The sequence below is a fragment of the Streptomyces sp. NPDC047841 genome, assembly GCF_040704085.1.
Taxonomy (GTDB): Bacteria; Actinomycetota; Actinomycetes; order Streptomycetales; family Streptomycetaceae; genus Streptomyces; species Streptomyces argyrophylli.
Map to the genome: position 1 here is coordinate 23,224 of NZ_JBEYRP010000024.1, position 24,535 is coordinate 47,758.

19 protein-coding genes are annotated in these 24,535 nt (G+C 72.7%); 6 read left to right on the forward strand and 13 right to left on the reverse strand.

The window, feature by feature from the left end; translation table 11 throughout:
• Positions 1-127: 127 nt before the first annotated feature.
• A complete protein-coding gene (gene hisD / locus AB0947_RS32735; protein WP_366753995.1) occupies positions 128-1,447 on the reverse strand; it encodes a histidinol dehydrogenase in 1,320 nt (439 codons plus the stop codon).
• A gap of 89 nt (positions 1,448-1,536) precedes the next feature.
• Between hisD and AB0947_RS32740 the strand changes: the two genes are divergently transcribed.
• The 4 genes from AB0947_RS32740 (at position 1,537) to AB0947_RS32755 (ending at position 5,636) form a co-directional block, all read left to right on the forward strand.
• Complete coding sequence (locus tag AB0947_RS32740; RefSeq protein WP_366753996.1) at positions 1,537-2,493, forward strand: LysR family transcriptional regulator; 957 nt, start codon at positions 1,537-1,539, stop codon at positions 2,491-2,493.
• 465 nt (positions 2,494-2,958) lie between these two features.
• Entirely contained in the window at positions 2,959-3,528 is a 570-nt protein-coding gene (locus AB0947_RS32745; protein ID WP_366753997.1) for a hypothetical protein, read from the forward strand.
• Between the two features lie 139 nt (positions 3,529-3,667).
• Positions 3,668-4,120, forward strand: a complete 453-nt coding sequence (locus AB0947_RS32750) for an SRPBCC family protein (RefSeq protein ID WP_366753998.1) — start codon at positions 3,668-3,670, stop codon at positions 4,118-4,120.
• A gap of 496 nt (positions 4,121-4,616) precedes the next feature.
• Positions 4,617-5,636, forward strand: a complete 1,020-nt coding sequence (locus AB0947_RS32755; protein ID WP_366753999.1) for a GlxA family transcriptional regulator — start codon at positions 4,617-4,619, stop codon at positions 5,634-5,636.
• Positions 5,637-5,736: 100 nt separating this feature from the next.
• On the opposite strand, the gene AB0947_RS32760 is transcribed toward AB0947_RS32755, so the two are convergent.
• The 3 genes from AB0947_RS32760 to AB0947_RS32770 form a co-directional block, all read right to left on the reverse strand.
• A complete protein-coding gene (locus AB0947_RS32760; RefSeq protein WP_366754000.1) occupies positions 5,737-7,293 on the reverse strand; it encodes a DUF488 family protein in 1,557 nt (518 codons plus the stop codon).
• A 48-nt stretch (positions 7,294-7,341) separates the two neighbouring features.
• Complete coding sequence (dxs, locus tag AB0947_RS32765; RefSeq protein ID WP_366754001.1) at positions 7,342-9,330, reverse strand: 1-deoxy-D-xylulose-5-phosphate synthase; 1,989 nt, start codon at positions 9,328-9,330, stop codon at positions 7,342-7,344.
• Positions 9,331-9,912: 582 nt separating this feature from the next.
• Positions 9,913-13,302, reverse strand: a complete 3,390-nt coding sequence (locus tag AB0947_RS32770; protein ID WP_366754064.1) for a multifunctional oxoglutarate decarboxylase/oxoglutarate dehydrogenase thiamine pyrophosphate-binding subunit/dihydrolipoyllysine-residue succinyltransferase subunit — start codon at positions 13,300-13,302, stop codon at positions 9,913-9,915.
• On the opposite strand from AB0947_RS32770, the gene AB0947_RS32775 reads away from it, so the two are divergent.
• Positions 13,262-14,299: a C4-dicarboxylate ABC transporter gene (locus AB0947_RS32775; RefSeq protein WP_366754002.1), complete on the forward strand. Its 1,038-nt coding sequence runs from the start codon at positions 13,262-13,264 to the stop codon at positions 14,297-14,299. The two genes, AB0947_RS32770 and AB0947_RS32775, sit on opposite strands and share 41 nt — an antisense overlap.
• A 268-nt stretch (positions 14,300-14,567) precedes the next feature.
• Here the strand turns inward: AB0947_RS32775 and AB0947_RS32780 are convergent, their stop codons facing one another.
• Positions 14,568-16,046 (reverse strand): MFS transporter, encoded by a 1,479-nt coding sequence (locus AB0947_RS32780; protein WP_366754003.1) that lies wholly within the window; start codon positions 16,044-16,046, stop codon positions 14,568-14,570.
• Between the two features lie 243 nt (positions 16,047-16,289).
• Here AB0947_RS32780 and AB0947_RS32785 point away from each other — a divergent pair, with 243 nt between their 5' ends.
• Positions 16,290-17,234 (forward strand): helix-turn-helix domain-containing protein, encoded by a 945-nt coding sequence (locus AB0947_RS32785; RefSeq protein WP_366754004.1) that lies wholly within the window; start codon positions 16,290-16,292, stop codon positions 17,232-17,234.
• Between the two features lie 171 nt (positions 17,235-17,405).
• Here AB0947_RS32785 and AB0947_RS32790 read toward each other — a convergent pair whose 3' ends face one another.
• The 8 genes from AB0947_RS32790 to AB0947_RS32825 are packed head-to-tail and all read right to left on the reverse strand — an operon-like array spanning position 17,406 to position 24,532.
• Positions 17,406-17,849 carry an NUDIX domain-containing protein gene (locus tag AB0947_RS32790; protein WP_366754005.1) on the reverse strand — a complete coding sequence of 148 codons (444 nt, stop codon included), beginning with the start codon at positions 17,847-17,849 and terminating at the stop codon, positions 17,406-17,408.
• Positions 17,846-18,355: an orotate phosphoribosyltransferase gene (gene pyrE, locus AB0947_RS32795; protein WP_366754006.1), complete on the reverse strand. Its 510-nt coding sequence runs from the start codon at positions 18,353-18,355 to the stop codon at positions 17,846-17,848. The genes AB0947_RS32790 and pyrE overlap by 4 nt, the downstream gene beginning before the upstream one ends.
• Before the next feature lie 50 nt (positions 18,356-18,405).
• Positions 18,406-19,359 (reverse strand): dihydroorotate dehydrogenase, encoded by a 954-nt coding sequence (locus tag AB0947_RS32800; RefSeq protein ID WP_366754007.1) that lies wholly within the window; start codon positions 19,357-19,359, stop codon positions 18,406-18,408.
• On the reverse strand, positions 19,356-20,177 hold the full coding sequence (locus AB0947_RS32805) for a hypothetical protein (protein WP_366754008.1): 822 nt from the start codon (positions 20,175-20,177) through the stop codon (positions 19,356-19,358). The genes AB0947_RS32800 and AB0947_RS32805 overlap by 4 nt, the downstream gene beginning before the upstream one ends.
• The gene (locus tag AB0947_RS32810) at positions 20,174-20,758 is read right to left on the reverse strand and encodes an NAD(P)H-dependent oxidoreductase (protein ID WP_366754009.1); all 585 of its coding nucleotides are present in this window, start codon (positions 20,756-20,758) and stop codon (positions 20,174-20,176) included. Before AB0947_RS32810 ends, AB0947_RS32805 begins: the two co-directional genes overlap by 4 nt.
• Positions 20,755-22,227, reverse strand: a complete 1,473-nt coding sequence (locus tag AB0947_RS32815) for a 4-hydroxyphenylacetate 3-hydroxylase N-terminal domain-containing protein (protein ID WP_366754010.1) — start codon at positions 22,225-22,227, stop codon at positions 20,755-20,757. Before AB0947_RS32815 ends, AB0947_RS32810 begins: the two co-directional genes overlap by 4 nt.
• Entirely contained in the window at positions 22,224-23,291 is a 1,068-nt protein-coding gene (locus AB0947_RS32820) for a cysteine synthase family protein (RefSeq protein ID WP_366754011.1), read from the reverse strand. Before AB0947_RS32820 ends, AB0947_RS32815 begins: the two co-directional genes overlap by 4 nt.
• A gap of 47 nt (positions 23,292-23,338) precedes the next feature.
• Entirely contained in the window at positions 23,339-24,532 is a 1,194-nt protein-coding gene (locus tag AB0947_RS32825) for a Xaa-Pro peptidase family protein (RefSeq protein ID WP_366754012.1), read from the reverse strand.
• Between the last annotated feature and the right edge of the window lie 3 nt (positions 24,533-24,535).

Here is a 24,535-nt window from a genome sequence, read left to right on the forward strand (position 1 = left end):
CGGCGACGCCGCCGGCACCTGTGGATCGTTCGGGGACGTGGGTGTGATGAGGCGTGCCCGTTGGAACTGCCGGGGGCGGACCGACGGGCCCCGGCTCGGGGCTGCGCGGGGCCCCGGCCCGACGGTGTCAGCCGGTGTACGTGCGCAGGCGGAGGGTGGCCGTGGCCTGGTGGGCGGCCATGCCCTCGCTGGCGGAGATGACCTCCACGGCCTCGGCGAGCAGCGGGGTGGCCTCGCGGCTGACGCGCTGGTAGGTGAGCGGCTTCAGGTACCGGGACACGGACAGCCCGGCACTGTGCTTGGCCCCGCCCGCGGTCGGCAGCGTGTGGTTCGTGCCGGCCATGCCCTTGTCCGAGTAGGCCACCGTGCTCCAGTGGCCGAGGAAGAGGGAGCCGTAGTTGCGCAGCGCGTCGTGGTACCAGTCGTCCTCGCCCGTGTGCACCTCCAGGTGCTCCGGGGCGAGCTCGTCCATGACCGCGACCGCGTCCTCCCGGTTGCCCACCAGGATCACCGACCCGTAGTCACGCCAGGCGGGACCGCAGATGTCGCGGGTGGACAGCGTGGGCAGCCGGCGCTCGACCGCGGCGATGACGTCCCGCCCCAGCCGCTCGGAGGTGGTGACGAGTGCGGCAGGCGAGGTGGGGCCGTGCTCGGCCTGGCCGAGCAGGTCCGCCGCGACGGCGTCGGCGTCGGCCGTGTCGTCGGCGATGACGGCGACCTCGGAGGGTCCCGCGAGCAGGTCGATGGCGACCGTGCCGAACAGCTGTCGCTTGGCCTCGGCCACATAGGCGTTGCCGGCACCGACGATCATGTCGACGGGCGGCCGGCCCAGCAGTCCGAAGGCCATCGCGGCCAGAGCCTGGACTCCGCCGACCACGAAGAGGTGATCGATCCCGGAGAGGTGCGCCGCGTAGGTGACGGCATCGTTGGCGCGGCCGTCCGGCTGGGGAGGCGTGCACCCGATCACCGTCGGTACACCCGCGGCCTTGGCCACGCCCACCGTCATGAAGGCGCTGGCCGTGAGCGGGAAGCGGCCCGCCGGCAGGTACGCGCCGACCGATCCGACGGGCACGTACCGCTGCCCGACGACCAGCCCGGGGGCTATCTCCTCCTCGAAGTCCGTCAGGTGCTCGCGCTGGAGCGCGGCGAAGCGCCGGGTACGTTCGGCGCCCAGCTCGATCGCCTCCCGCAGGTCCTTCGGCAGCCGGTCACCGCTGCGGGCCACCTCCGCCGCGCCGAGTTCCACCGCGCCGTCGGACTGGCCGTCGAGGGAGCTCGCGTACCGGCGGATCGCGTCGATGCCGTGGCGTTCGATGTCCGACAGCATGCGGCTGACGGTCGCGATCACCTCGGGGTCGCGCTGCGCCGGCGGCGCGTCCACCGCGGGTGCCTTGAGGAGGGTGAAACGGTCGGCGAAGGCAGTGGTGAAGCGAGGGCTCAATTTCATAGGCGAGAGCCTGATGCAGCACCTGCCCCAGGACAACCCCAAGTTATCCCCGAGCCTGCATAGGGTCACCCTATGGGACAATGGTGGGCATGCCGCCCTCGTCCGCTCCCGCGATCACGCTCAACCAGCTGCGCGCCTTCCTCGCCTCCGCGCGGCTGGGCTCCTTCTCCGCCGCCGCGACCGAGCTGAGGACGACCCAGCCGTCGGTCTCGGAGCTGATCAAACGCATGGAGGACCACTACCGGGTGCCGCTGTTCACGCGGGGGCCGCGACGGCTGGTGCTGACGGCCGCGGGCGAAGAACTCCTGCCGTACGCGCAGCAGGCGACCGAGGCGGCCGAGGGCGCCGACCGTGCCCTGCGCTCCCTGACGTCCCTCGACGGCGGTGTGGCCACCTTCGGCCTCCTGCGGAACGCGGACTACTACTTCCTGTCCGAACTGCTGGAGAGCTTCCACGCCCGGCATCCCAAGGTGCGGCTGCGGATCGTCGGCCTCAATTCCGTGGAGGTCGCGGAGGCCGTCAGTTCCGGTGACCTCGAAGCGGGGCTGGTGGTCCTCCCCATCGACGGCGAGGGCCTCGACGTCACCCCCCTCCTGCGCGACGAAGTCGTCTACGTCTCCGCGGACCCCCGACGCACCGCCCAGCCGGTCACCATGGCCGGCCTCGCGGCGGCCAAGCTGATCCTGTACGACGCCCACTACGGGTGGCGGGACCCGACACGGCGCCAACTGGCCGAACGCGCCCAGGTGGCGGGCGTCACCCTCTCCGCGGTCATCGAGGTCGAACACGTCGAATCCGCGCTGCACATCGTGGCCCGGGGAGCGGGTGACACCATCGTCTCCCGCGCGGTCGCGCACAGCCGCACCTTCCCCGAAGGCCTCCACACCGTCGGCTTCGCGGAACCGCTGTACGACACCATCGCCGTGGTACGGCGGCGGGGAACCGTGCTGTCGCCCGCCACCCAGGAGATCACCCGCCTCGCCCGCCGCATGCTGCTCGCACACGGAGCCGCCCGACGGCCCGCGCGGGACGGCCTCCGCACGTGATCGGGGTGTGACCGACCCGCCATCACGCTCCTCCGCATCCGGCCGGACCGGACGACCACCCGTCCGGACCTCTAGGATCTTTCGTTTGGATCAGGCCAGACCCCGCGAGCCCGGCATGATCCGAACGAGGGGCCATAGGCGACGGTCACCTCGGGGATGCGGTCCTCGCCGGTGCCATGGTGCGACGGCGTCCATCCCACGGACGCCCGCCGCGCATGCCTCGCCGAGCGGATCCGTTCCCGCCCCGCGAGGAGGAGCGGCCGCTGTCGGCCCGCTACTCGGCTAGCAGCCCCGACGCGTTGCGAATCCAGGACTCGGCCGCCCGCCCGCGCCGTGGACGCCGCCACGTTCACCGGCCACGACTGGGCGATCAGCGATCGCGAGCGGCCCATCACCGGGCGAGGGTGATCAAAGACCTGCCCTGTCATCGGCTCGCCGATGTCCCGCATCGCAAGGAGCACCGTCATGTCCGGACGCAATACCGTCATCCGCAGCCTGCACGATCTGGGGCTGGCCGCGTGGTTCGGCGGCTCCCTGATGGGCGCCGTCGGTCTCAACGGGGCCGCCAGGCAGGAAGGCGGTACGCAGACCGGCCAGGCGCGCATCGCATCAGCCGGCTGGACCAAGTGGATGCCGGTCAGTGCGGCCGCGGTCGCCGCGCACCTGTACGGCGGCGGAGGCCTGCTCGCCGTCAACGCCCACCGGGTGTGCAAGCAGAAAGGCGTGGCCGGCTCCACCACCGCGAAGACGGTCGTCACGGCGGCGGCGCTGGCCGCCACCGCTTATGCCCGCGTCCTGGGCAAGAAGATCGAACTCGCCTCCTCCCCCGACCCCCAGGACACCGAGAAGGCAGCCAAGCACCCCATCGACACCGCCCAGGCCCAGCGCCGGCTCGCCTGCCTGCAGTGGGCAGTGCCGGCCCTGACCGGAGGCCTCGTGGTCCTCAACGCCCTGCACGGCGAACAGCAACGGCCCCTCGAGCAACTGCACGGGATGTGGGAGCACGCCCGCGCCGTCACCCCGCTCCTGCCCTGACGGTCAGCCGGTCGCCGGCGCTGTCGTGAAGGCGTCGGCGGAGGCCGGCCGCGACGGGCGTACGCGGGCAGGCATGAGAACCGCCTCAGAAGGAACCTGTCACAGCACAACCGACATCACCTTCCAGAGAGGATCACCCGTGTCGCAGGTCGAGGAATCCATCGAGGTCAACGTCCCCGTCAGCGCCGCCTACAACCAGTGGACCCAGTTCGAGGACTTCCCGCAGTTCATGGACGGCGTCGAGCGCATCGAGCAGCGCAGCGACACCCTCACCCACTGGGTGACGAAGATCGGCGGAGTCACGCGGGAGTTCGACGCGGCGATCACCGAGCAGATCCCGGACGAGCGGGTCGCCTGGACCAGCGTCGACGGTGAGGCCAAGCAGGCCGGCGTCGTCACCTTCCACCACATCGACGCGACCACCACGAAGGTCATGCTGCAGCTCGAGTACGAGCCCGAAGGGCTGACCGAGACCGTCGGCGACAAACTCGGCTTCGTCAAGCGGCAGGCCACCGGCGACCTGAAGCGCTTCAAGGAGTTCATCGAATCCCGCGGCGGCAACGAGACCGGCGCCTGGCGCGGCGAGGTCTGACACCGCCGAGCGTCGAACTCCACCCGGTCATCCGCCCGGGCGCGGGGCCGGCTCTTCGGCCGGACCCGCGCCCGGTCCCGCCGGCGCCGTCAACACGGTGGGTCGCGTGATCTGCTCACCCATGCCCCGCGTCCCCGGCAACGAGGTACGCGCGGGTGGCCACAGGGCTCCGGGATGACGACCGGTTCCGGCCGGATGCCGGCGGTGTGGTCCGCGTCAAGTCCGTGATGGTTCCGCGCAGTTCCTGGACGCGGTGCACTCGGCGGGGACGGGCGGCGAGCCGGTGCGCACGCCTCCCGCGAAGGGGGCCGGGCACGCGAGCGTGTTGTCCCGTGACACGAACCGGAACGCGGCGCGGCGGCCGTCGCGGCACCGCGGGACAGCGGCGCTGGCCGGGCCGTCTGGGAGGCTGCGCCTACCACCAGGGAGCCAGCAGGTCGTGGCATCGGCGTGCGGGGCGGGCGCACGATGGTGGGCGGAAACCGGGAGGCGCCTCATGTACCACAAGTACCCTGGAGCGGGTCCGCTCACGGTGACGGTGTTCGTCTTCCCGGGGGTACGGCTGCTCGACGTGACGGGCCCCATCGAGGTCTTCACGTCGGCGAATGACTGGGGTGGGCAGTACCGGGTTCAGGTCGCGTCCGAGGACGGCGCGGATGTGGTCACCGCCGCCGGGACGCGTCTGGCCGCCGACCTGTCGGTCGGGGACGCGCACGAGACCTGCGACGTCCTGGTGATCCCGGGCGGTCCGGAGTGGGAGACGCTGGTCAAGGACGACGCGCTGCTGGACGCCGTACGGGGGCTGAGCGGCAGGGCCCGTCGCACGGCGTCGGTGTGCACGGGAGCCTTCCTGCTGGCCGCGGCGGGACTCCTGGACGGCCGGCGGGCGGCGACCCACTGGCGGCATACGCGTGAACTGGGCCTGCGCTACCCGTCGGTGCGCGTCGAGCCGGACGCCATCTTCGTGCGCGACGGGAAGATGATGACCTCCGCCGGTGTCACCGCCGGGATCGATCTGTCCCTCGCCCTCGTCGAGGAGCACTACGGGGCGGAGGTCGCCCGGGCGGTCGCCAAGGACATGGTCGTCTTCATGCAGCGACCCGGTGGCCAGTCCCAGTTCAGCGCCCGTTCCCGGGTTGCGAACCCGCGTCAGGAGATGCTCCGCGAGGTCTTGGACTCGGTCGCGGAGAACCCTGGAGGCAACCACTCCCTGACGGCGATGGCCCGCAGGGCGGGCGTCAGCGTCCGCCACGTCACGCGGCTGTTCTACGAAGAGGTCGGCACCAGTCCCGGCCGGTACGTGGAGCAGGTCAGGCTGGAGGCCGCCCAGGCGATGCTGGAGACCGGTGACGACCCCATGGCGGTCGTCGCGCGGCGCACCGGTTTCGGTTCACCAGAGTCGCTCCGCAGGGCCTTCGTGCGCCAGCTGGGCGTGACACCGGCCGCGTTCCGGGCCAGTTTCCGGACGACCGGCCTGGGCACCGGCGACCGCACCTCCACGGCCGGCCCGTCGTAGTCCGGGCGTCCGTGCGCGGGCAGTGTCGAGGGCTCGCCGAGCGGAACCGCGAGGGCTCCCTCTCACGGTCTACGGCAGCGTCCGGGACGGCGTCGCATCCCTACCCCGCGGGCGGCCCCTGCCCCGCACCGGCAGCGGAACCGCCTACGGCCGTGCGGCGGGGCCGGAGCCTCGCACCCGCCATGGCGGCGAACACGACGGCCCAGAACGCCGCCGCGATCCAGACCTCCCAGCGGCCCGCGCTCGTCATCCAGGAGCTTGCGGTGACACGTCCCAACTCGTGTGTGGTGACCGCGTACATGCCGACCGGGAAGACGAGGTTCCACCAGCCGAGCTCGTAGCGCAGCGGAACGCGGCGCAGGGCGTGCCGCCATACGCCCAGGGCCAGCAGGAGAGGGATGAGCCAGCTCGCGAACGACCACAGGACGACGGCCGACCCGACCAGGAGCGGGCGCGACAGCACGGCGCCGCCGGGCGGGAGGGCGATCAGCCGCACCGCGGCGAGCACCGCGATCGCCGCCGCCCCCATGAAGATCCAGACGGACGTCATGAGGCCTTCCGGCTGGACCGGCCGGGCCAGCAGCCGGGCCAGGACGATGGCGGCGGTCAAGAGGTACTGCATCAGGCCGACGGACCAGCACACCACCGCCAGCACGGGCAGTACGTGGCCCGGGGTCACCCGAGCGAGCGAGGCCGCCGCGACCGCCACCGACTCCGATCCCACCGCCCACAGGAACCAGGTGCCGTTCACCTGGTCGAACGAGGGCCCCCGTTTCAACGTGGTGATGAGCGCGACCGGAATGCCGTAGTCCAGCACCACCCACCCCAGCGTCCCGAACGCCAGGAACGCACCGGCGAGCGCGGTGTGGCCGTCCGGCACGAAGCGCGCGGCCAGTACGTTGGAGGAGATGGCGAGGGTGAGGAACGCGAAGGCGCGCGGCCCGAGGAGGTCCGCGACGAACCGCTCCCGCCGCCGCAGCAGCCGCCAGCCGTAGGCCGGTACCAGGACGGCGAATCCGGCCAGTGCCACCCACAGCAGTGCCGCGGAGGCGGTGCCGGCGCCGTTGACGTACAGGGCCGTGGAGACGATGCCGGTGCCCATGACGAAGGCCAGCGCGCCCGCGTTGAGGTCGGCCACCGCGGCGGACAAGCCCGCGCGGCGGCCGGCCGGCGGGACACCGGACGCGGTGTCTCGGGGCGTGGGAGGTCCGGCATCCGGACGCCGTTCGTCGCGGGGGCCGGCGTCCGGACGCTGTTGGTCGCGGGGCCCGGCATCCGGACGCCGTTCGTCGCAGGGCCCGGTGTCGGTGAGCCATTCGGCGAGGACCGCGGCATGGCTGCGGCCTGTGTCCTGGGCGGCGGTCAGCAGGGTGAGGCCGCCGTGTCCGGCCAGGTCCCGCAGTCGGGCTGCCGCGTGCTGGTGCCGCTGGTCACCCAGTTCGGTCCGGTAGCGGCGGCGGAACTCACCGAATTGCAGGGGGTTGCGGTCGTACCAGCGCTGCAGTTCGACGGAGGGTGCGACCTCCGGCACCCACGCGTCGAGCGGCGCGCCGTCCCGGCGCGTGCCCTGCGGCCACACCAGGTCGACGAGCACGCGCACGCCGTCCTGGGAGGGCGTCTGCTCGTCGATTCCACGGCAGATGATCTCGGCTGTCACACATCCTCCGGATGCCCCCGCGGTAGAGACGTTACCGATATGTGCGTTTCACCGCCTTTCGGGTGCCGAGACGGTCGGGGCGCCGTCCGGCACCGCCGCGGCGGCAGCCCCCGCAAGGGCCTGGGTGACGGTGTGCGCGATGGCCTGGGCCGTCAGACCCGCCTCCGCGAGGATCTCGGCACGGCCGGCCTGGCGGGGAAACCCGTCGGCCACGCCCAGGACACGCACCGGAGTGCGGATGCCGGCCTCCTGCAGCGCCTGGCCCACGGCGGTACCCACTCCCCCGTGGCGCAGGCCGTCCTCGACCGTGACGACCAGCGCATGATCGGCGGCGAGGGCGGTCAGCTCACCGGGAAGCGGCTTGACCCACAGCGGGTCCACCACGGTGACCTCGACCCCGTGCCGGGCACACAGCCCCGCCGCCTCGAGGGCGACCACGGCCATCGTCCCGACGGCGATCAGCAGGACGCCGCCGGCGCCGGCGCCCTCACGCAGCACATCGACCGCACCGGCACGGCCGACCTCCGGAACCTCCGGGCCGACGACGCCCCGCGGATAGCGCAGGACCGTCGGGGCGTCAGTGATCGAGACCGCCTCCACCAGCCGCTGCCGCAGCGTAGGGGCGTCCCGGGGAGCCGCGATGCGCAGCCCGGGGACCGCTTGGAGCATCGCCAGGTCCCAGAGCCCGTTGTGGCTGGGTCCGTCGTCACCGGTGACTCCGGACCGGTCGAGTACGAGGGTCACGCCGAGCCGGTGCAGCGCGAGGTCCATCAGCACCTGGTCGAGTGCGCGGTTCAGGAAGGTGCCGTACAGGGCGATCACCGGATGCAGTCCCGCCATGGCCATCCCGGCGGCCGAGGCGACCGCGTGCTGCTCGGCGATCCCGACGTCGAAGAACCGTGCCGGGTACCGTGCGGCGAAGTCGTTCAGACCGACCGAGCCGGGCATGGCCGCGGTGATCGCCACGACCTCCGGGTGCGTGTCCGCCAGGTCCACCAGTTCGCGGCCGAACGCCACCGACCAGGTCAGACCGGCAGCCCGCAGGGGGCGCCCCGTCCGCGGGTCGATGGTGCCGACGCCGTGCAGATGGTCCTCCTCGTCCTGCTCGGCAGGCGCGTATCCGAGCCCCTTGCGCGTGATGCAGTGGACGACGACGGGCTCGCCGTGGGCCTTGGCCCGCTGCAGGGCCTCTTCCACGGCGGTGAGGTCGTGGCCGTCGACGGGGCCGAGGTAGTGCAGTCCCAGCGCGCCGAAGAGCGAGTGCGGTGCCACGGCCTCGGCGGAGCCCTCCCCGGGACCCGGCCTCAGCCCCTCTTTGATGCCCTCCTTGATGCCCTCCTTGAGGCCTTCCTTGGCCGCGTGCAGGGTGCGGTGCAGCGCGCGCCCCGGCGTCCCGGCACCGCCGAGGACCTGTCTGCCCCAGCCCGCCAGACGCTCGTAGCCGGCATGGCCGCGCAGGGCCGCCAGGTGCCTCGCGAGTCCGCCCACCGTCGGCGCGTACGAACGGCCGTTGTCGTTGAGGACGATCACCACGGGCCGGTGGGGTGCCTCCGCGATGTTGTTGAGAGCCTCCCAGGCCAGCCCGCCGGTGAGTGACCCGTCGCCCACCACGGCGACGATGTGCCGGTCCGTGTCCCCCGCGAGCGCTCCGGCTTTGGCCATGCCGTCGGCGTACGACAGCGCAGCCGACGCGTGGGAGTGCTCGATGTGGTCGTGCGCGGACTCCTCCCGGCTGGGGTATCCGGACAGACCGCCGCGCTGCCGCAGGCCGGTGAACTCACCGGCCCGCCCCGTCACGATCTTGTGGACGTACGCCTGGTGCCCGACATCCCACAGCAGCCGGTCACGGGGGGAGTCGAAGACCCGGTGCAGTGCCAGGGTCAGTTCCACCACGCCCAGGTTGGGCCCCAGGTGCCCGCCCGTGGCCGCGACGTGCCGGACCAGGAACTCGCGGATCTCCCCGGCCAGTCGCACCAGCTCCGGACGGCTCAGCCCCCTCAGGTCCGCGGGCTGTCCGATCCTTGCCAGCAGGCTCATGCCGCTGCTCCTTCCTCGCGGTGACGACGGTAGATCCGGAAGAGGCCGGGGGCGGAGGGTCCCGCAGGTCACGTCGGCCGCACATCAGGACGTGGAAGACCTCGTGGCACGCCGGACTCCGGGCCACCGTGGTCGCCGGCCCCCGCTCGGCCGGAGCCGGAGCGGAACGCCGTCAGCCGGCCGCCGTCCCGGCTCCCGAAGGGCTTGCCACCTATCCGACGACGGTCTTCATTGCGGAACTCCTTCAGAGGTGACGGCGGCGGGCTGCCCTACGGCTCCGGGCGCCGACCACAAGAGCGTTGAGGTCAGCCGGAGGGCCCGCGGCCCGGCCACGGATTCGCCTGCACCGCCCGGGCGGGCAGGACTGCCGGCATCGAAGCTACGTCTCCGATCCGCGCGTTCGGGCGCTGCGGAGGCGCACGGCCCGAAGTGCCTGCCGCGTGTCCGGAAGTGTCGTGGGGTGGATCACGCGCGTGCCGAACGCCATACCCGAGTTGTAGCGGGGGGTGGACCTCGGTGCCTCTCCTGCGAGGGGAGAGGCACCGTCGCTCTCGGGCATCGCCGGGGCGGCGACGGGATCCGTCAGCGGAAGGCTGCCTCCACCAGCTCCTTCTGCTCGGCCGCGTGCCGTCTGCCGGAGCCCACCGCGGGGGCCGAGGCGGGCGGCCGGCCCACCAGTTCCGGGGAGCGGTCCGCCAGCCGCTCCACGTGCGGCCTCACGAACGACCACGCGCCCTGGTTGCCGGCCTCCTCCTGCACCCACCGCACCTCGGCGTCACGAGGGAAGCGGGCGAGTTCCGCGGCGAGTTCAGCGTCCGGGAACGGGTACAGGCGCTCGAGCCGGACGATCGCGGTGTCCCGCAGGCCGGCGTTCCGCCGGTACGCGTCCAGGTCGTAGAAGACCTTCCCCGAGCACAGCAGCACGCGCCGGACCCCGGCAGCGTCGACCGCTCCGTCCGGCAGGACCGGACGGAAGGAGCCCGCGGTGAAGTCCGTCAGCCCGGAGGTGGCCTCCTTCAGCCGCAGCATCGACTTGGGGGTGAACACCACCAGCGGCCTCCTGCGCTCGGTGAGCGCCTGCTGCCTGAGCAGGTGGAAGTAGTTGCCGGGCAGCGTCGGGACGGCGACGGTCATGTTCCCCTGCGCGCACAGCTGGAGGAACCGCTCGATCCTGCCCGAGGAGTGGTCGGGACCCTGCCCCTCCAGGCCGTGGGGCAGCAGCAGCGTGACCCCGGAGCGTTCTCCCCACTTCTGTTCCGACGACGCGACGTACTCGTCGACGACGCTCTGCGCGCCGTTGGCGAAGTCGCCGAACTGGGCCTCCCACAGCACCAGGGCGTCGGGCCGCTCCAGCGAATAGCCGTACTCGAAGGCCAGGGCCGCCATCTCGGACAGCATCGAGTCGTAGGGGGTGAAGTCCGCTGCGCCCGCGCCGAGTCCGTTCAGCGGGGTGTACTCCGCTCCGGTGCGCCGGTCGGTCAGCACCGCGTGGCGCTGGCCGAAGGTGCCGCGACGGGAGTCCTGACCGGCCAGCCGCACCGGGACCCCCTCCATCAGCAGCGAGCCGATCGCCAGGGCCTCGGCGGTGGCCCAGTCGACGGTTCCGGCGTCCAGCATCGTGGTGCGCCTGCGCAGCTGCGGCAGGACGCGCGGGTGGACGGTGAAGTCCGCCGGCTGCCCGGTCTGGGAGGCGATGACGTGCCGGGCGGTGGCCTCCGTGATCGCGGTCGGCCCGCGCGCGGCGGTGCCGTCCTCGGAGCCCGTGGGGGTGGCGGGCCCCGGGGAACCGGTGGCCGGCAGGGCCCGGGTCTCGGCGAAGGCCCGCTCCAGGCGCTGCCGGTAGTCCCGTAGGGCGCCCTCCGCCTGCCGCTCGTCGATGGCCCCGCTGTCGACCAGCGCGCGTGCGTACAGCGTACGCACGGACGGTGTGACGCCGATGCGGTCGTACATGCCCGGCTGGGTGATGGACGGGTCGTCGACCTCGCTGTGGCCGTGCCTCCGGTAGCAGACCAGGTCGATGACGACGTCCTTGTGGAACGTCTGGCGGTAGTCGAAGGCCAGGCGTGCGATCCGGACGACCGCTTCGGGGTCGTCCGCGTTGACGTGGAAGACCGGGGCCTCGACCGTCCGCGCCACGGCGGTGGCGTAGGTGCTGGAGCGGCCGCTGGCGGGCGAGGTCGTGAAGCCGAGCTGGTTGTTGATGACGACGTGCACCGTCCCGCCGGTGCGGTAGGCGGGCAGCTGCGACATGTTCAGCGTCTCGAAGACCACGCCCTGCCCGGCGAAGGCGGCATCGCCGTGGACGACGACCGGCAGGACGGAGAAGTCCTCGCCGCCGCCGGCCAGGTCCTGCTTGGCGCGCACGACCCCCTCGGCCACCGGACCCACGATCTCCAGGTGGGAAGGGTTGGCCACGACGGAGACGGCGAGCGAGCCGCCGTCCAGGGCGCGGTAGGTCCCTTCCGCCCCGAGGTGGTACTTCACGTCGCCGGTCCCCTGGGCCGACAGGATGTCCACCGCGTCGTCGAACTCGTGGAAGATGCTCCCGTACGACTTGCCGACGATGTTGGCGAGGACGTTGAGCCGGCCCCGGTGGGCCATACCGATGACCGCTTCCCGCACCCCGCGCCTGATGCAGCGGTGCAGCAGGGCGTCCAGCAGCACGATGGCCGACTCGCCGCCTTCGAGCGAGTACCGCTTCTGGCCGACGTACTTGGTCTGCAGGAACGTCTCGAAGGCCTCGGCCGCGCCCAGCCGGTACAGGATCTGCAGCTGGTCCGCCCTGTCCGGCAGGGGTGAGGGCCCTTCGATCCGCTCCTGCACCCAGCGGCGCTCCTCGACGGCCTGGATGTGCATGTACTCGGTGCCCACCGTCCCGCGGTAGGACGCGCGAAGGACGTCCAGCACGGCGCGCAGGGTCATGGTGTCGCGCCCGGCGAAGCCGTCGACGACGAACTCCTCGTCCAGGTCCTCCTCGCTCAGCCCGAAGGCCGCGATGTCGAGCTCCGCGTGTGCGGGCACCGGCTCGCCGGCCGCGAGGGGGTCGGTGTGGGCCGCCAGGTGTCCGCGCACGCGATGGGCGTGGATCAGCGCGGCGACGCGCACGGCCTTGAGTGCCGCCTCGCGGGCGTTGCCGTTCGGGGACGGCGTGGCCGTATGCTCGCGCCAGCCCGTCGCGGAGGCCCGGGAGACGAAGAAGTCCCTCCACTTCTGGTCGACCGATTCGGGATCGTGCAGGTAGCGCTCGTACTGCTCGTCCACGAGCCATTCGTTGAGGCCGAATTCCGGTCCTTGAAGCGCCCTTTCTCCGGCGCTGGATGTCGACGCCACTGGGTGGATCGCCTTCTTTCCTCGTTCGGGACAGCCGATGGCGGGCGCGTTCACGCGGGCCCCGTCGTCCGCGCGTCGCCCCCCGGCGGGGGTCGCTCCCGGCGGGAGTCGCTCCCGGCGGGGGTGCGGCCGCGTTCCGTCGCGGTGGGGTGCGCGCATCGCCGACCATGTGGCACCACCGACGCTACGGCAGCGCCGGGCCGGTGCCGGGGTCCGAAGCTGCCGGGGAGGCGTCACATCAGGACGTTGCCCGGCGCCGTGCCGTGCCGGTGGACGCGGTGTCCGCCGGGAGCGGGGGCCGGACGTCCTGATGTGAGGGTGTCCTGGCACGCGGAGTGCTGCGGTGGTGGCCGGACGTGACCGTAACGTCGTAGGGCCAACGAGCCGACGGCTGCGGCCGCGGCCCGTGTGCCGTGGGGGCGGGGTGCCGGTGTGCCGATTGCCGACGGTGATTGCCGACCAGAGGAAAGAAGCGTTCTCCGCCGTGACATCCGATCCCAGCGACACCCGGTCCCTCCTGTCTCGGAGCGGGCCGGGGACCCGGCACGCCACCCATGCCCGCCCCCGGCCTCCGGCGGCCGGCGCGACGCGACGTCCGCACGTGGGCCCGAGCTGGTTCGCGGCGGTCATGGGCACCGGCATCGTCGCCAACGCGGCGGTGACGTTGCCGCGGAGCTCCCCCTGGCTGCATGACGCGGCCAGGGTGGTCTGGGTGGGGGCCGCGGTGCTGCTGGTCGTCCTCGCGGTCCGGTACCTCGGGCAGCGGGCGTTGCGGGCGCACGTCACCGATCCGGTGCTGGCGCCGTTCCTCGGGGCCCCGCCGATGGCGCTGCTCACGGTGGGTTCGGGCGCGCTGCTGCTCGGCGGACCGGTCATCGGGGCGCGGACGGCCCTGATCGTCGACTGGGTGCTGTGGTCGCTGGGCACCGCGCTCGGCCTGGCCGCGACCTGCGCGGTGCTGTTCGTGATGGTCACCCGGCACCGCTTCGGGCCGGACGCGGCGTTCGGCGGCTGGCTGATGCCGGTGGTGCCGCCGTTGGTCTCCGCCGCGACGGGCGCACTGCTCGTCCCGCACACACCCGCCGGCCAGCCGCGGCTGGCGCTGCTGCTCGGCTGCTACGCGATGCTCGGGCTCGGCCTGGTGGCGGCGCTGCTGGTGCTGGCGATGGTCTTCAGCCGCCTGGTCCACCACGACGCTCCCACGGGAGCGGTGGTACCCACGGTGTGGATCGGTCTGGGCGCCGTCGACCAGGCGGTGACCGCGATGGGCACCCTCGCCGCGGCGACGCCGAGCGCGTTGTCCGGTCCGTACGCACGGGGTGCGGCGGCCTTCGCGCTGCTCGGGGGAATCGGGCTGTGGGGCTTCGCGATGCTGTGGCTGGTCCTCGCCACGGCGCTGACCGTACGGCAGTTGCGGTCGGGACTTCCCTTCGCGCCGACCTGGTGGTCCTTCATCTTCCCGCTGGGCGCCTGCGTCACCGGCACGAGTGCGCTGGCCTCCCGCACCGGGTCACAGCCCCTCGGGTGGACGGCGGTCGTGCTGTACCTCCTGCTCGCGGCGGCCTGGGCGGTGGTGACCTGGCGTTCGCTGCACCACGCCGCCGGCACACCGTCCGCGGGGAGGCCCGGACGTGTATGACCGTGCACCAGGTGGTGCCGCCGCCCGCGGCACACGATCGTGCCGGAGAATGCGGCCTCCCCGGTCGAGGCGCACATGACGGGAAGGCACTGCCCTTGTCCGCCGGGAACCTCGGGGATCGACGAAGCTCGGCCGACGAGTACACCCGTGCCGCCTGCCACAGCGGAAGAGGTTCACCGCCGGACCGCGTGCGGCGGGCCGGCGCGTCGGGGTCGTTCTCGTGGGCCTGGGGCGGCTGTACGCGGGCGAGCGGAGCCCATTGAGGGCGTCAGCCACGGGGCAGGAGGAGGCGGGAGAGGGCGGCGGTGACCAAGAGGAGGGCGGCGACAGCGAGCAGGCCGATGCGCATGCCCGGGAGGGAGAAGCTGCCGCCGGGGCCGGTAAGCAGGCTGCCGAAGAGGGCGACGGCGAGCGCACCGCCGGTCTGGCGGAAGGAGTTGAGCAGCCCTGACGCGGCCCCCACGCGCTCCTGCGGGACGGCGTCCATCAGCAGCGCGGTCAGCGCGGGCACCGCGAGCGCCCCGCCGACGCTCAGCGGCAGCAGCAGTACGAGCACCAGCCATACGGGGGTGTGCGCGGCCAGCGGCAGCATGGCCCCCATCGCGCCGGTGAAGACCAGCTGCCCCGCGACGATCACCGGCCGCCGCCCGATCCGCTCCGCCAGCCGTGGTGAGACCAGGTTGGTCGCCGTCACCACCACCGACATCGGGACGAACATCAGCCCGGCCGTGATCCCCGTCATCCCGCGCAGCTGTTGGTAGTACAGCCCGAGGAGGAAGATCCCGCCGTAGAAGGCGGCGTTGACGGCGAAACCGACCGCGAGCGGAACGGCCACCCGGCGGTTCGTCAGCATGCCGAGCGGGACCATGGGCTGGCGGTGCCGGGCCTCCACCACACGGAAGGCGCACCCGGAGGCGAGGGCGAGCGCGGCGGCTGTCAGCACGGGGCCGCTGGTCCAGCCGAGGTGGCCGCCCTCGATCACCGCGAAGGTCAGCCCGGCCAGAGCCACCACGGCGGTGAGCTGGCCGCCGCCGTCCAGCGCGGCGGGCCGGCGCGGGGAGCGCGGGACCCGGAGCAGCAGGCCGAGGATCGCCGCGCCCACGGGGAGGTTGAGCAGGAAGACGGCCCGCCAGCCGGCCGAGTCGGTGAGCAGCCCGCCCAGCACGGGACCCGCGGCCATCGCCACCGAGCCGCCGACCGTCCACAGCGCGATGGCGCGGGCGCGAGCCCGCGCGTCCTCGTAGGCCTGCCGGATCAGCGCCAGCGAGGCCGGCATCACGACCGCGGCGGCGGCGCCCTGCGCCACGCGTGCGCCGACCAGCACGCCGATGCCGGGCGCGAGCGCGCAGCCGAGGGAGGCGACGGTGAACAGGGCGACGCCCCAGGAGTAGGCGCGGCGGGCACCGGCCCGGTCGGCGAGGGCGCCCGCGGAGAGCATCAGGGCCGCGAACATCAGGGTGTGCGCGTCCACCACCCACTGCAGCCCGGCCATCCCGCCGCTGAGGGAGTCCCGGATCGCGGGCAGCGCGATGTTCACGGCCGAGACATCGATGGTGATCACGGTGAACCCGAGCAGCGAAGCGACCAGCTCGACGCCGCTCCGCCGCGGCACGGCGCGGGGCCCGGGGGGTGGCGCGGTCGCCCGGGCCCCCTCCGCCTGTCGCCGCCGGAGCCCGGGCGCCGACGGCTCGTCGTCGTGCCCGCGGGGGAAGGCGGTGGACCGGGACGGGGACGGGATGGCAGGCATGGTGAACTCCTGGGCAGGTGCGGGCGGCGGCTCATCGGAGATGAACGGGCGGGCGGTCGCAGCGCGCCGGGGCCGCGGTCCGGTGTCTCGCACCCCCTGGGCTCCGGCGGCCGGGCCGCCCGCTCCGGGACCGACTCTCCGCCCGCGGCCGCCCGCCCGCCAGACCGCGCTGTACCCGGGGTGCGGCGTTCGGGGCCCTGACACGGCCCCCCACGCTCCTCGACCGCCTGCGACAATGACCGAATGGCAGCAGCAGCGGATACGAGGGGCACGGAGCTGGGCCGGTACCTGAAGGCGCGCAGGGCGCAGGTACGCCCGGAGGATGTCGGTCTCCCGGCCGGCGGGGGACTGCGCCGCACCCCCGGACTGCGCCGTGAGGAGCTGGCCGCGCTGGCCGGGGTGAGCGTCGACTACTACATCCGCCTGGAGCGCGGCCGGGAGACCAACCCCTCCCCCGCCGTCGTGGACGCCCTCGGCCGCGCCCTGCGGCTGCGCGGCGACGGGTACGAACGCCTGCACGAGCTCGCGGAACTGGCCTCGGGCCGGGTCTCGGAGCTGCCGGCTTCCTCGGACCACACCGTCCGCGACTCGGTGGTGCGCATGCTGGAGTCGGTGCGTCCGCTGCCGGCCTATGTGGTGAGCCGCTACAACCGCGTCCTGGCCGCGAACCCGCCCGGCCGGCGCCTGATGCCCGGGCTCTGGGACTGGCCGGAGAACCACCGCAACCTGACCCGCTACCTCTTCCTCCACCCGGTCGGCCGGACGCTCTACGAGCCGTGGGAGGAAACGGTCGCGCTCTCGGTGGCACATCTGCGCGCGGTCGCCGGGGCCGACCCGGACGACCCCGAGCTGACCGCGCTCGTCGGCGAACTCGTGCTGAAGTCACCGGAGTTCGCGCGGCTGTGGGAGCGGTACGACGTCTGCGAGCGCGGCGGCGGGCAGAAGTCCTTCCGGCATCCGAAGGCCGGACCGATGACCCTGACCTATGAGGTCATGCGGCTGGCCCGGACGGGCGGCCAGCGGATGGTGGTCTACCAGGCGGCCCCCGGCACCCCCGACGAGAAGGCCATGCTCCGTCTGGAATCCGCGGACGCCCGACCGGAGTCGACGCCCTCGCACCATCGCGAGCCGGCCGCCGAGCCCTGCCCCGCCGGCGTGCCCTCCCCGGCCCACGCCCTCGCCGACTGAGCACGGGCCGCCATCTCCGAGTTCGTCTTGTCCCCGGTCACGGCAGCCTCCCCGTCGCCCCTCTTCACCGTCTGGGTGACCGCGGCCGGCGTCTCCGGCAGCGTCGGGGGCATCCACCTGCTCGTGTCGCCGGCGCCGGAGTGACCAGGCCGGCGACCCGGGTCCAGCCGCTCAGCGCGCCAGCAGGCCTCGGTCCCGCAGCAGGGGCAGGACGTGGTCCCTGACCGCCGGAGCCAGCTCGACGCCGTCTTCGGCACCGGAGATCCATCGCAGGTCCGCCAGTTCGGCGGCGGGCCGGGGCGCCTGGCTGATGCCGGCTTCGTACACCGTCATTCTCATCGGCACCCTCTCCAGTGCGGCGATGGCCTCGACGTCGGCCAGCAGGCGCGGCTCGACGGGCCGGACGCCGAGTTCCTCGTCCAGCTCGCGTGACAGCGCCTCCAGCGGCTGCTCGCCCGGATCGGGCTTGCCGCCGGGCAGGTAGAAGACGTCCGGGGCCGCTTGCTTGCTTACGACCAGGAGCCGTCCGGCGCGTGTGACGGCGGCCGCCACGACGACCAGCGGCCGGCCGTTGCCGGCCCCTGCCGGGGCGGGCACTGCGGCATGTCGCGTCATGGACGCCCTCCTCCTTCCAGCAGTTCGGCTGCTGTGAAGACGCTGCGGACCGGGACACCTGTGGCGGCGACGGTCCGTGCGCCGCCGCGGTCCACCAGGAGGACGACGCCTGCGACGGTCGCGCCCTCGGCTTCGACGGCTTCGATGGCCGTGAGGGTGGAGGAGCCCGTGGTGGAGGTGTCCTCGACCACCAGTACGTGTTTGCCGGTCAGGTCCGCGCCCTCGATCCGCTTGGCGAGCCCGTGTCGTTTGGCCTCCTTGCGGATGGCGGCTGCGGGCAGTTCCCGGCCCGCCTGGTGTGCGGCCGCCATGGTGGCCAGGGCCAGGGGGACGGCGCCCAGGACAAGGCCCGCCACGGCCTCGTACCGCCAGGACCGGGTTTCGTGCAGGACGGCCGGCCCGATCAGGTCGAAGCCGCGGGGGTGGAGGCTGACGCGGCGCAGGTCGAAGTAGTGGTCGGAGACAGCCCCGGAAGACAGGGTGACCTCTCCTTTGACTATGGCCAACTCCCTGATGATACGGGCTAGTTCGCCGGTGTCGTGGCGACCTGGGGAAGTCATCGTGGCTCCAGGGGGGTGTGCGCGATTCCGATGGCGTCGCGGTAGCGGGCGATGTCGTGGGCGGCCAGGAGGGCGCGCAGTTCGGCGGCGATGCGCAGGGCGGCGTCGGGTTCCTCGAAGTTGACGGTGCCGATGGAGACGGCGGACGCCCCGGCGGCTGTGAGGTCCAGCGCGTCCTGGCCGGAACGGACACCGCCGCCTCCGAGGATGGGGATGTGGGGCAGGGCCTGGTGGACCTGCCAGATGCAGCGGACGGCGATGGGTTTGATCGCGGGACCGGAGAGGCCGCCGAAGACGTGGGACAGTGCGGGCCGCAGGGTCCGCGGGTGGACGGCCGCGCCCAGGACGGTGTTGACGAGGCTGAGCGCATCGGCTCCCGCGGCGACGCAGGCCCGGGCGATCTCCACGATGTCGGCGACGTCGGGGCTGAGTTTGGCGGTGATGCGGGTGTCCGGGAGGGCGCCGCGCACGGCGGCGACGACACGGGCGGCGGCGCGGGGGTCGCGGGCGAAGACCTGGTTCTGGTCCTCGACGTTGGGACAGGAGATGTTGATCTCCACCGTGTCGACAGGCTGGTCGTGTCCGGCGATGAGTCGTGCGCAATGCGCGTACGCGTCGACGCTGTGACCGGCGATGGAGACGATCGCGGTGGCCCCCTGCTTGGCCAGCCAGGGCAGGTGTTCGTCGAGCAGTCTCCCTACGCCGTCGCCCTGCAGGCCGATGCTGTTGAGCATCCCGGCGGGTGTGACGGCAGCCCGGACGGGTGGCAGGCCCGCCCGTCGTCCTGCCAGGACCGATTTGGTGGCGATGGCACCGATCTCCGCGAGGTCGAGGAAGTCGGCGATCTCCCGCCCGTACATGGCCGTCCCCGAGGCCAGGACGAGGGGCGTCGACAGTTCGAGTCCCGCGAGGTCGGCGGTGAGGTCGACGTCGTCCGGGCGGAGGGTCATGCCGGCCTCCCGGCGGGCAGGATCCGCTCCCATGCGAGCCGGTCGGCGGGGAAGACGGGGCCGTCGACGCAGGCGCGCAGATAGGTGTCTTCCGTGGCGAGCGGGACGGCGCAGGTGAGGCAGACGCCGATTCCGCAGGCCATGAAGGGCTCCACCAGGACCCAGCAGGGCACTTCTCGCTCGCGGCAGACCTGGAACGCGGCGTGGGCGAGCGGCGTCGGTGCGGCGATGACGGCCCGGCCGGCGCCGTCCGTCAGGGCCGCGACGCGCCGGGGCCACTCGCGCGGACCGGGCGTCGCCTCCGCGCGGGCCGCGACGCGAGGAGGTGGCTCCAGCCAGGGAGCGGCGGTCTCCTCCACCGGCTCGGGGGCGAACAGGTGCAACCGGGTCGACCGGCCGTCGGTGTGGAGGGCCTCGGCGGTGAGGAGCGCGGCGGAGGCCCCGTGGTCCACTCCGATGACCACCGTGGTGTCGTCGGCTCCGGGCAGGTGGAGCGGCGTCCCCAGGGGGCCGATGAGCGGCAGTGTGTCCCCCGCGCGCAGGTGGTCGAGCGCCCCTAGTCCGTTGCCGCCCCTGCGGGCGACCAGGCGCAGGGCCGAGGTGTCTCCGGCGTCGTGCCGCACCGCCGCCGCAGAGAACATCCAGCGGCCGGGAGGGCCGAAACCGTGGGGAGCCGGCACGGAGACGAACTGGCCGGGGCCGATCCGGTCGGCGAGGTGCGGGGCGGCCACTTCGACGCTGGTGTAGTGGGAGTGGTCGGTGCGCAGCAGTACCGTGCCGTTCTCTCGTCCGGCCCGGTGGTGCGGCGGGCGGGTCATGAACCGGCTCCCGAGGAGGCGAGGAGCGCGGGGTCGTGGCGCAGCCGCCACGTCGACTCGGCCAGCACGTGGATTTCGCTGATCATCCTGGAGAGGCGGGCCGCGGTGTCCTGTTCCGAACCGGTGTCCGCGGACGCCGCCATGCCGGTGATCACGGCGTGGGTGGGCACCGCGACGCACCCCAGGGCGCGGGCCACGGAGCGCAGATGGTCGCAGGCCTGGACCGCCGTCAGCGAGGTGCCCACGGCGACCAGTCCCACCGGCTTGCCCCGCAGGTCCGGTTCCCGCAAGTGGTCCAGGGCGTTCTTCAGCAGGCCGGAGTAGCTGCCGTGGTAGCAGGGCGTGACCCAGACGAGGGCATCCGCTTCGGCTGCCTGGTGCCGCAGGTCCGCGAGGGCGTCGGAAGCCTGGGGAGCGGTGTGCAGGAGCGGGAGCTCGTGCTCGGACAGATCGCGCAGGACCGGACGGCCGCCGGTGGCGACGACGTGACGGCTCACGGCTTCGGCTACGGCGTGGGTGCGTGAGCCGTGGGACGCGGCTCCGGACAGGATCAGCAGTCGCCTGGGCGTCGGGGTGTTCATGCGCGGGCCTCCTGCCGGGTCGTCGTGTCGGCAGGGACGGGTCGGAGAGCCCGGTTGACCGTCTCCATGAGCGGGGTGGTGTCGTAGCCGAAGTACTGGGCGGCGGCCAGCCGCACCGGGTCGCCGGAGTGGTAGCGCTCGTACTGCATCTGGCGTTGGCCGAAGGCACTGCCGGTGGCGTCCCACGCGAGTTTCAGCAGCCGGATGCGGTGCTCGGCGGAGACGCCGCCGGCTCCGCGGTAGAACCGTTCGATGGAGGGCCACAGTTCGCTCGTCAGGTCCTCTTCCGCGGGGGTACTGAGCAGGCTGCCGCCGCCGAGCACCTGGATGACCTCGATCATGCGGGCGGTCATCCGGGGGAAGTGGTAGCGCAGCGCCATGACGGGTGCGATGGCGGGCGTGAGGGTGCCCCATGCGGAGATCCGGGCGTCGGTTTCGGCCGCCAGGGCGCCGGCCTTCGCCAGCTCCAGGGACCCGAGGACCTCTCCGAGCATTTCCTGCACGTGCAGGAAGGCGTTGGTCCCGGACATCTCGGCGAGGGCCACCGCGATGCCGGTGAGCAGTTCGGCCTTGACCGCGCCGCGCACGATGCCGTGCTGGCCGGTGTGGTGCCGGGCGGTCGTCGCGTCGTACAGGCGGTTGGCGGCCTCGACGTCGCCGTGGAAGAAGACCCGGTCCCAGGGGACGACGACGTCGTCGAAGACGCACGTCGCGTCGATCTCCTCGTACGGGGCGAGGGGGGTGCTGACGAGGCGGGTGGGGTCGGCCACGAGCGGTTCACGGCAGACGATCCGCAGGCCCGGGGTGGCCACGGGAAGGGAGAACGCCACCGTGTAGGGCTCGTCTCCCGGGGCGTACTTGGGCAGGGGGAAGACCACGATCTCGTCGGCGACCGGGACGAGGGTGCCGATGAGTTTGGCTCCGCGGACGACGATGCCGTCGCTGGTCTCCCGGACGATGCGCAGGTGGACGAAGGGGTCGTCCTGGTCGTTGGACGCGCGGGCGCGGTTGAGCGGTGGGTTGATGGTCGCGTGGGAGAGGAAGGGGTCGCGTTCTCGGCAGTACGCGTGGAAGGCGCGGACGTTGCGGCCGAATCGCGGGTCGGTACGGGAGAAGAACTCCTCGGCGGAGGAGAACGCGGTCACCGCGGTGTTGACGAAGTCGGGCGAGCGGCCCAGCAGGCCGAACGTGGCGGAGGCGGTGGTGCGGAAGGCAAGGCCCCGTGCCCGCAGCTCCTGTGCGGTGCGCGGGGCGACGAGGGAGACGGGGTACACGCCGTCGTCGCCCTCGTGCACGAGCTGGTCGCGTAACTCGGGATCGTGCTGGAGGTCGTAGAGGCGGGCCACGGTGTGTGCGGCGCTGGCGAGGACGGGTTCGTCCAGGACGTCGTCCACCCGGCGTCCGCCGAGCCACACCTCCCGTCCGTCCCGCAGTCCCCGCAGGTACTCGGCTCCGGTGCGCACGCTCATGCCCGCGCCCCCTCCGCCGTCGTCCGTACGTCCGCTCCGGCGTGCGCCGGCTCGGCCGGCGGATGCAAGGGGGAACGGACGTGCCGCAGCAGGTCCCGGCTGGTGCTCCACAGCACGTCGACCGGGACGCCGTGGCCGGCGAGCCACATGTCGTCGTAGGACTCGTACAGGTAGTTGGCCCCCGTGTCCGGGGCGATGGCGAGCACGGGACGGCCTGGATGCTCGGCCGCGTAGGTCAGCGCCGCGAAGACGGCGGCCCCTCCCGACTCGCCGAGCAGCAGCCCCTCTTCCCGCGCCAGGACACGGCACGTCGACAGGGCTTCGGTGTCGGCGACCCGGTGGAGGGAGTCGACGTAGCGGGTGTGCAGGTTGCCTGGCTGCCAGCTCAGTCCGATCCCCCGCATCTTGTACGGTGCGAAGGAGTGCCCGAACGCCGCGGAGCCGTAGGCGTCGACCGCGCGCACGTGCAGGGAGGGGAAACGTTCCTTGAGGGCGCTGCCGAGACCGCTGACGTGTCCGCCGGTGCTGGCCGTCGCGACCAGGGCGCCGAGGTCGTCGAAGTCCTTGGCGACTTCCGGTGCCGTGCGCAGCGCGTGTGCCTGGGGGTTGTCCGGGTTGTTGTACTGGTCCGGGCTGTAGGCCCCCGGGTGCCGCAGGAGCAGCTCGCCGACGCGGCGGATCCGGGCCGCCTGGTAGCTGCCGTCGGCGTCGGGGCGGTCGACCATGTCGAGTTCCGCGCCGAGGCTGGTGGCGTACGACAGCACGGACTGGGGTGTCTTGGGGTCGACGACCAGGATGACGCGGTAGCCCTTGACCGCGCCGATCAGTGCCAGGGACTTGCCCAAATTCCCGGAGGTGGACTCGATGATGGTGCTGCCCGGGGCGAGCCGGCCGTCGCGTTCGGCTTCCTCGACCATGTGGAGGGCGGCCCGGTCCTTGATGCTGCCCGAGGGGTTGGTGCCCTCCAGCTTGACGTATATCCGGTCCTGCGGCCGGGGCAGGAGGTTGCGCAATCGGACGACCGGGGTGTCGCCGAGGGTTTCGAGTACGTTCTCGTAAATCACGTGATCTCCTCGATCTGGCGTATCCGGCGGGGGGGGTCGGTCTCGGGTCAGGGCAGGACGATCAGCTCCCTCGGCATGGTGGTGAGCAGCCGGTTGCCGTCGGCGCCCACGACGAACGGGTCCTCGACGTGCACACACCCGAAGCCGAACTCGTAGTACGGCGTCTCGATGTTCACGACCGTTCCGGGCTCCAGCTCGTCGGTGCTGCCCGGGCGGATCAGGACGGGGTCGTAGACCTCCACCCCGATGCCGTGGCCCACGTGGTTGCGCCGGTAGTGCGGTATGCCGGCCGCGCGGACGGCGTCCACGGTGAGGTCGAAGAGCTGTTCACCGGTCATGCCCGGGCGCGCGGCCTCCAACGCTCGCTGTTCGCCGGCGAGTACGGCGTCGTAGAGGCGTGCCAGACGCGGTTCGGGTTCGCCGAGGGTGCATACGCGGGCGATGTCGCACCAGTAGCCGTCGACCACGGCGCCGACGTCGAACCAGATCGCCTGACCGCGCCGCAGCGGTGTGCCGGTCGGGCGGCGCTGCCCGGCGACGGCGTTGGCGCCGATGCGGATGAGGGTGAACTTCGGAACGCCCCCCTGGGCCGCGACCGATCGGTTGAACTCCCGTACCAGTTCGCGCTCGGTGACGCCGTCCTGCGCGATGGCGAGCGTGGCCCGGATGGCCTGCTCGGCGACGGCTGCCGCGGCGGCCACCCGTTCGAGTTCCCGGGCGGTCTTCACCTGCCGTACCCAGCGCAGGTGGTGGGCGGCCGGGACGAGTTCCCACCCCGGCAGTTCCTTCGCCAGGGCGTCGAGGAAGTCGGAGGGGACGCCGTCTTCGTCGATGCCGACCCGCCCTCCGCCCGGGCAGACGCTGCGGATGGCGTGGACGAGCGCGGAGCGGGCGTCGTCGAAGCGGATGTCCCAGCTGACCTCCCGTAACAGCTCGTTCTCGGGATCCAGTACCGCTTCCTCGGGGACTTCCCGGAAGAAGGGCCCGTACGCGACGGCTTCACGGATCGGCTCGTCGGCGTCGAGGAACTGGTCCACCTCGCAGCGCCCGCACACGAAGACGGCACCGCGCCGGGTGTCCTGGGACAGGGCCGCGAAGGCGCGTCCCGAGTGCGGGAACATGTCCAGGTGCACGCTGTCGATGCCCGTCAGGTACATCAGGTTCTCGGCCGTGGTGCTCACGATCGCGTCGAGCCGGGCTCCGGCCATCCGCTGCTGGAGGCGCTCATGGTTGATGCGCACGAG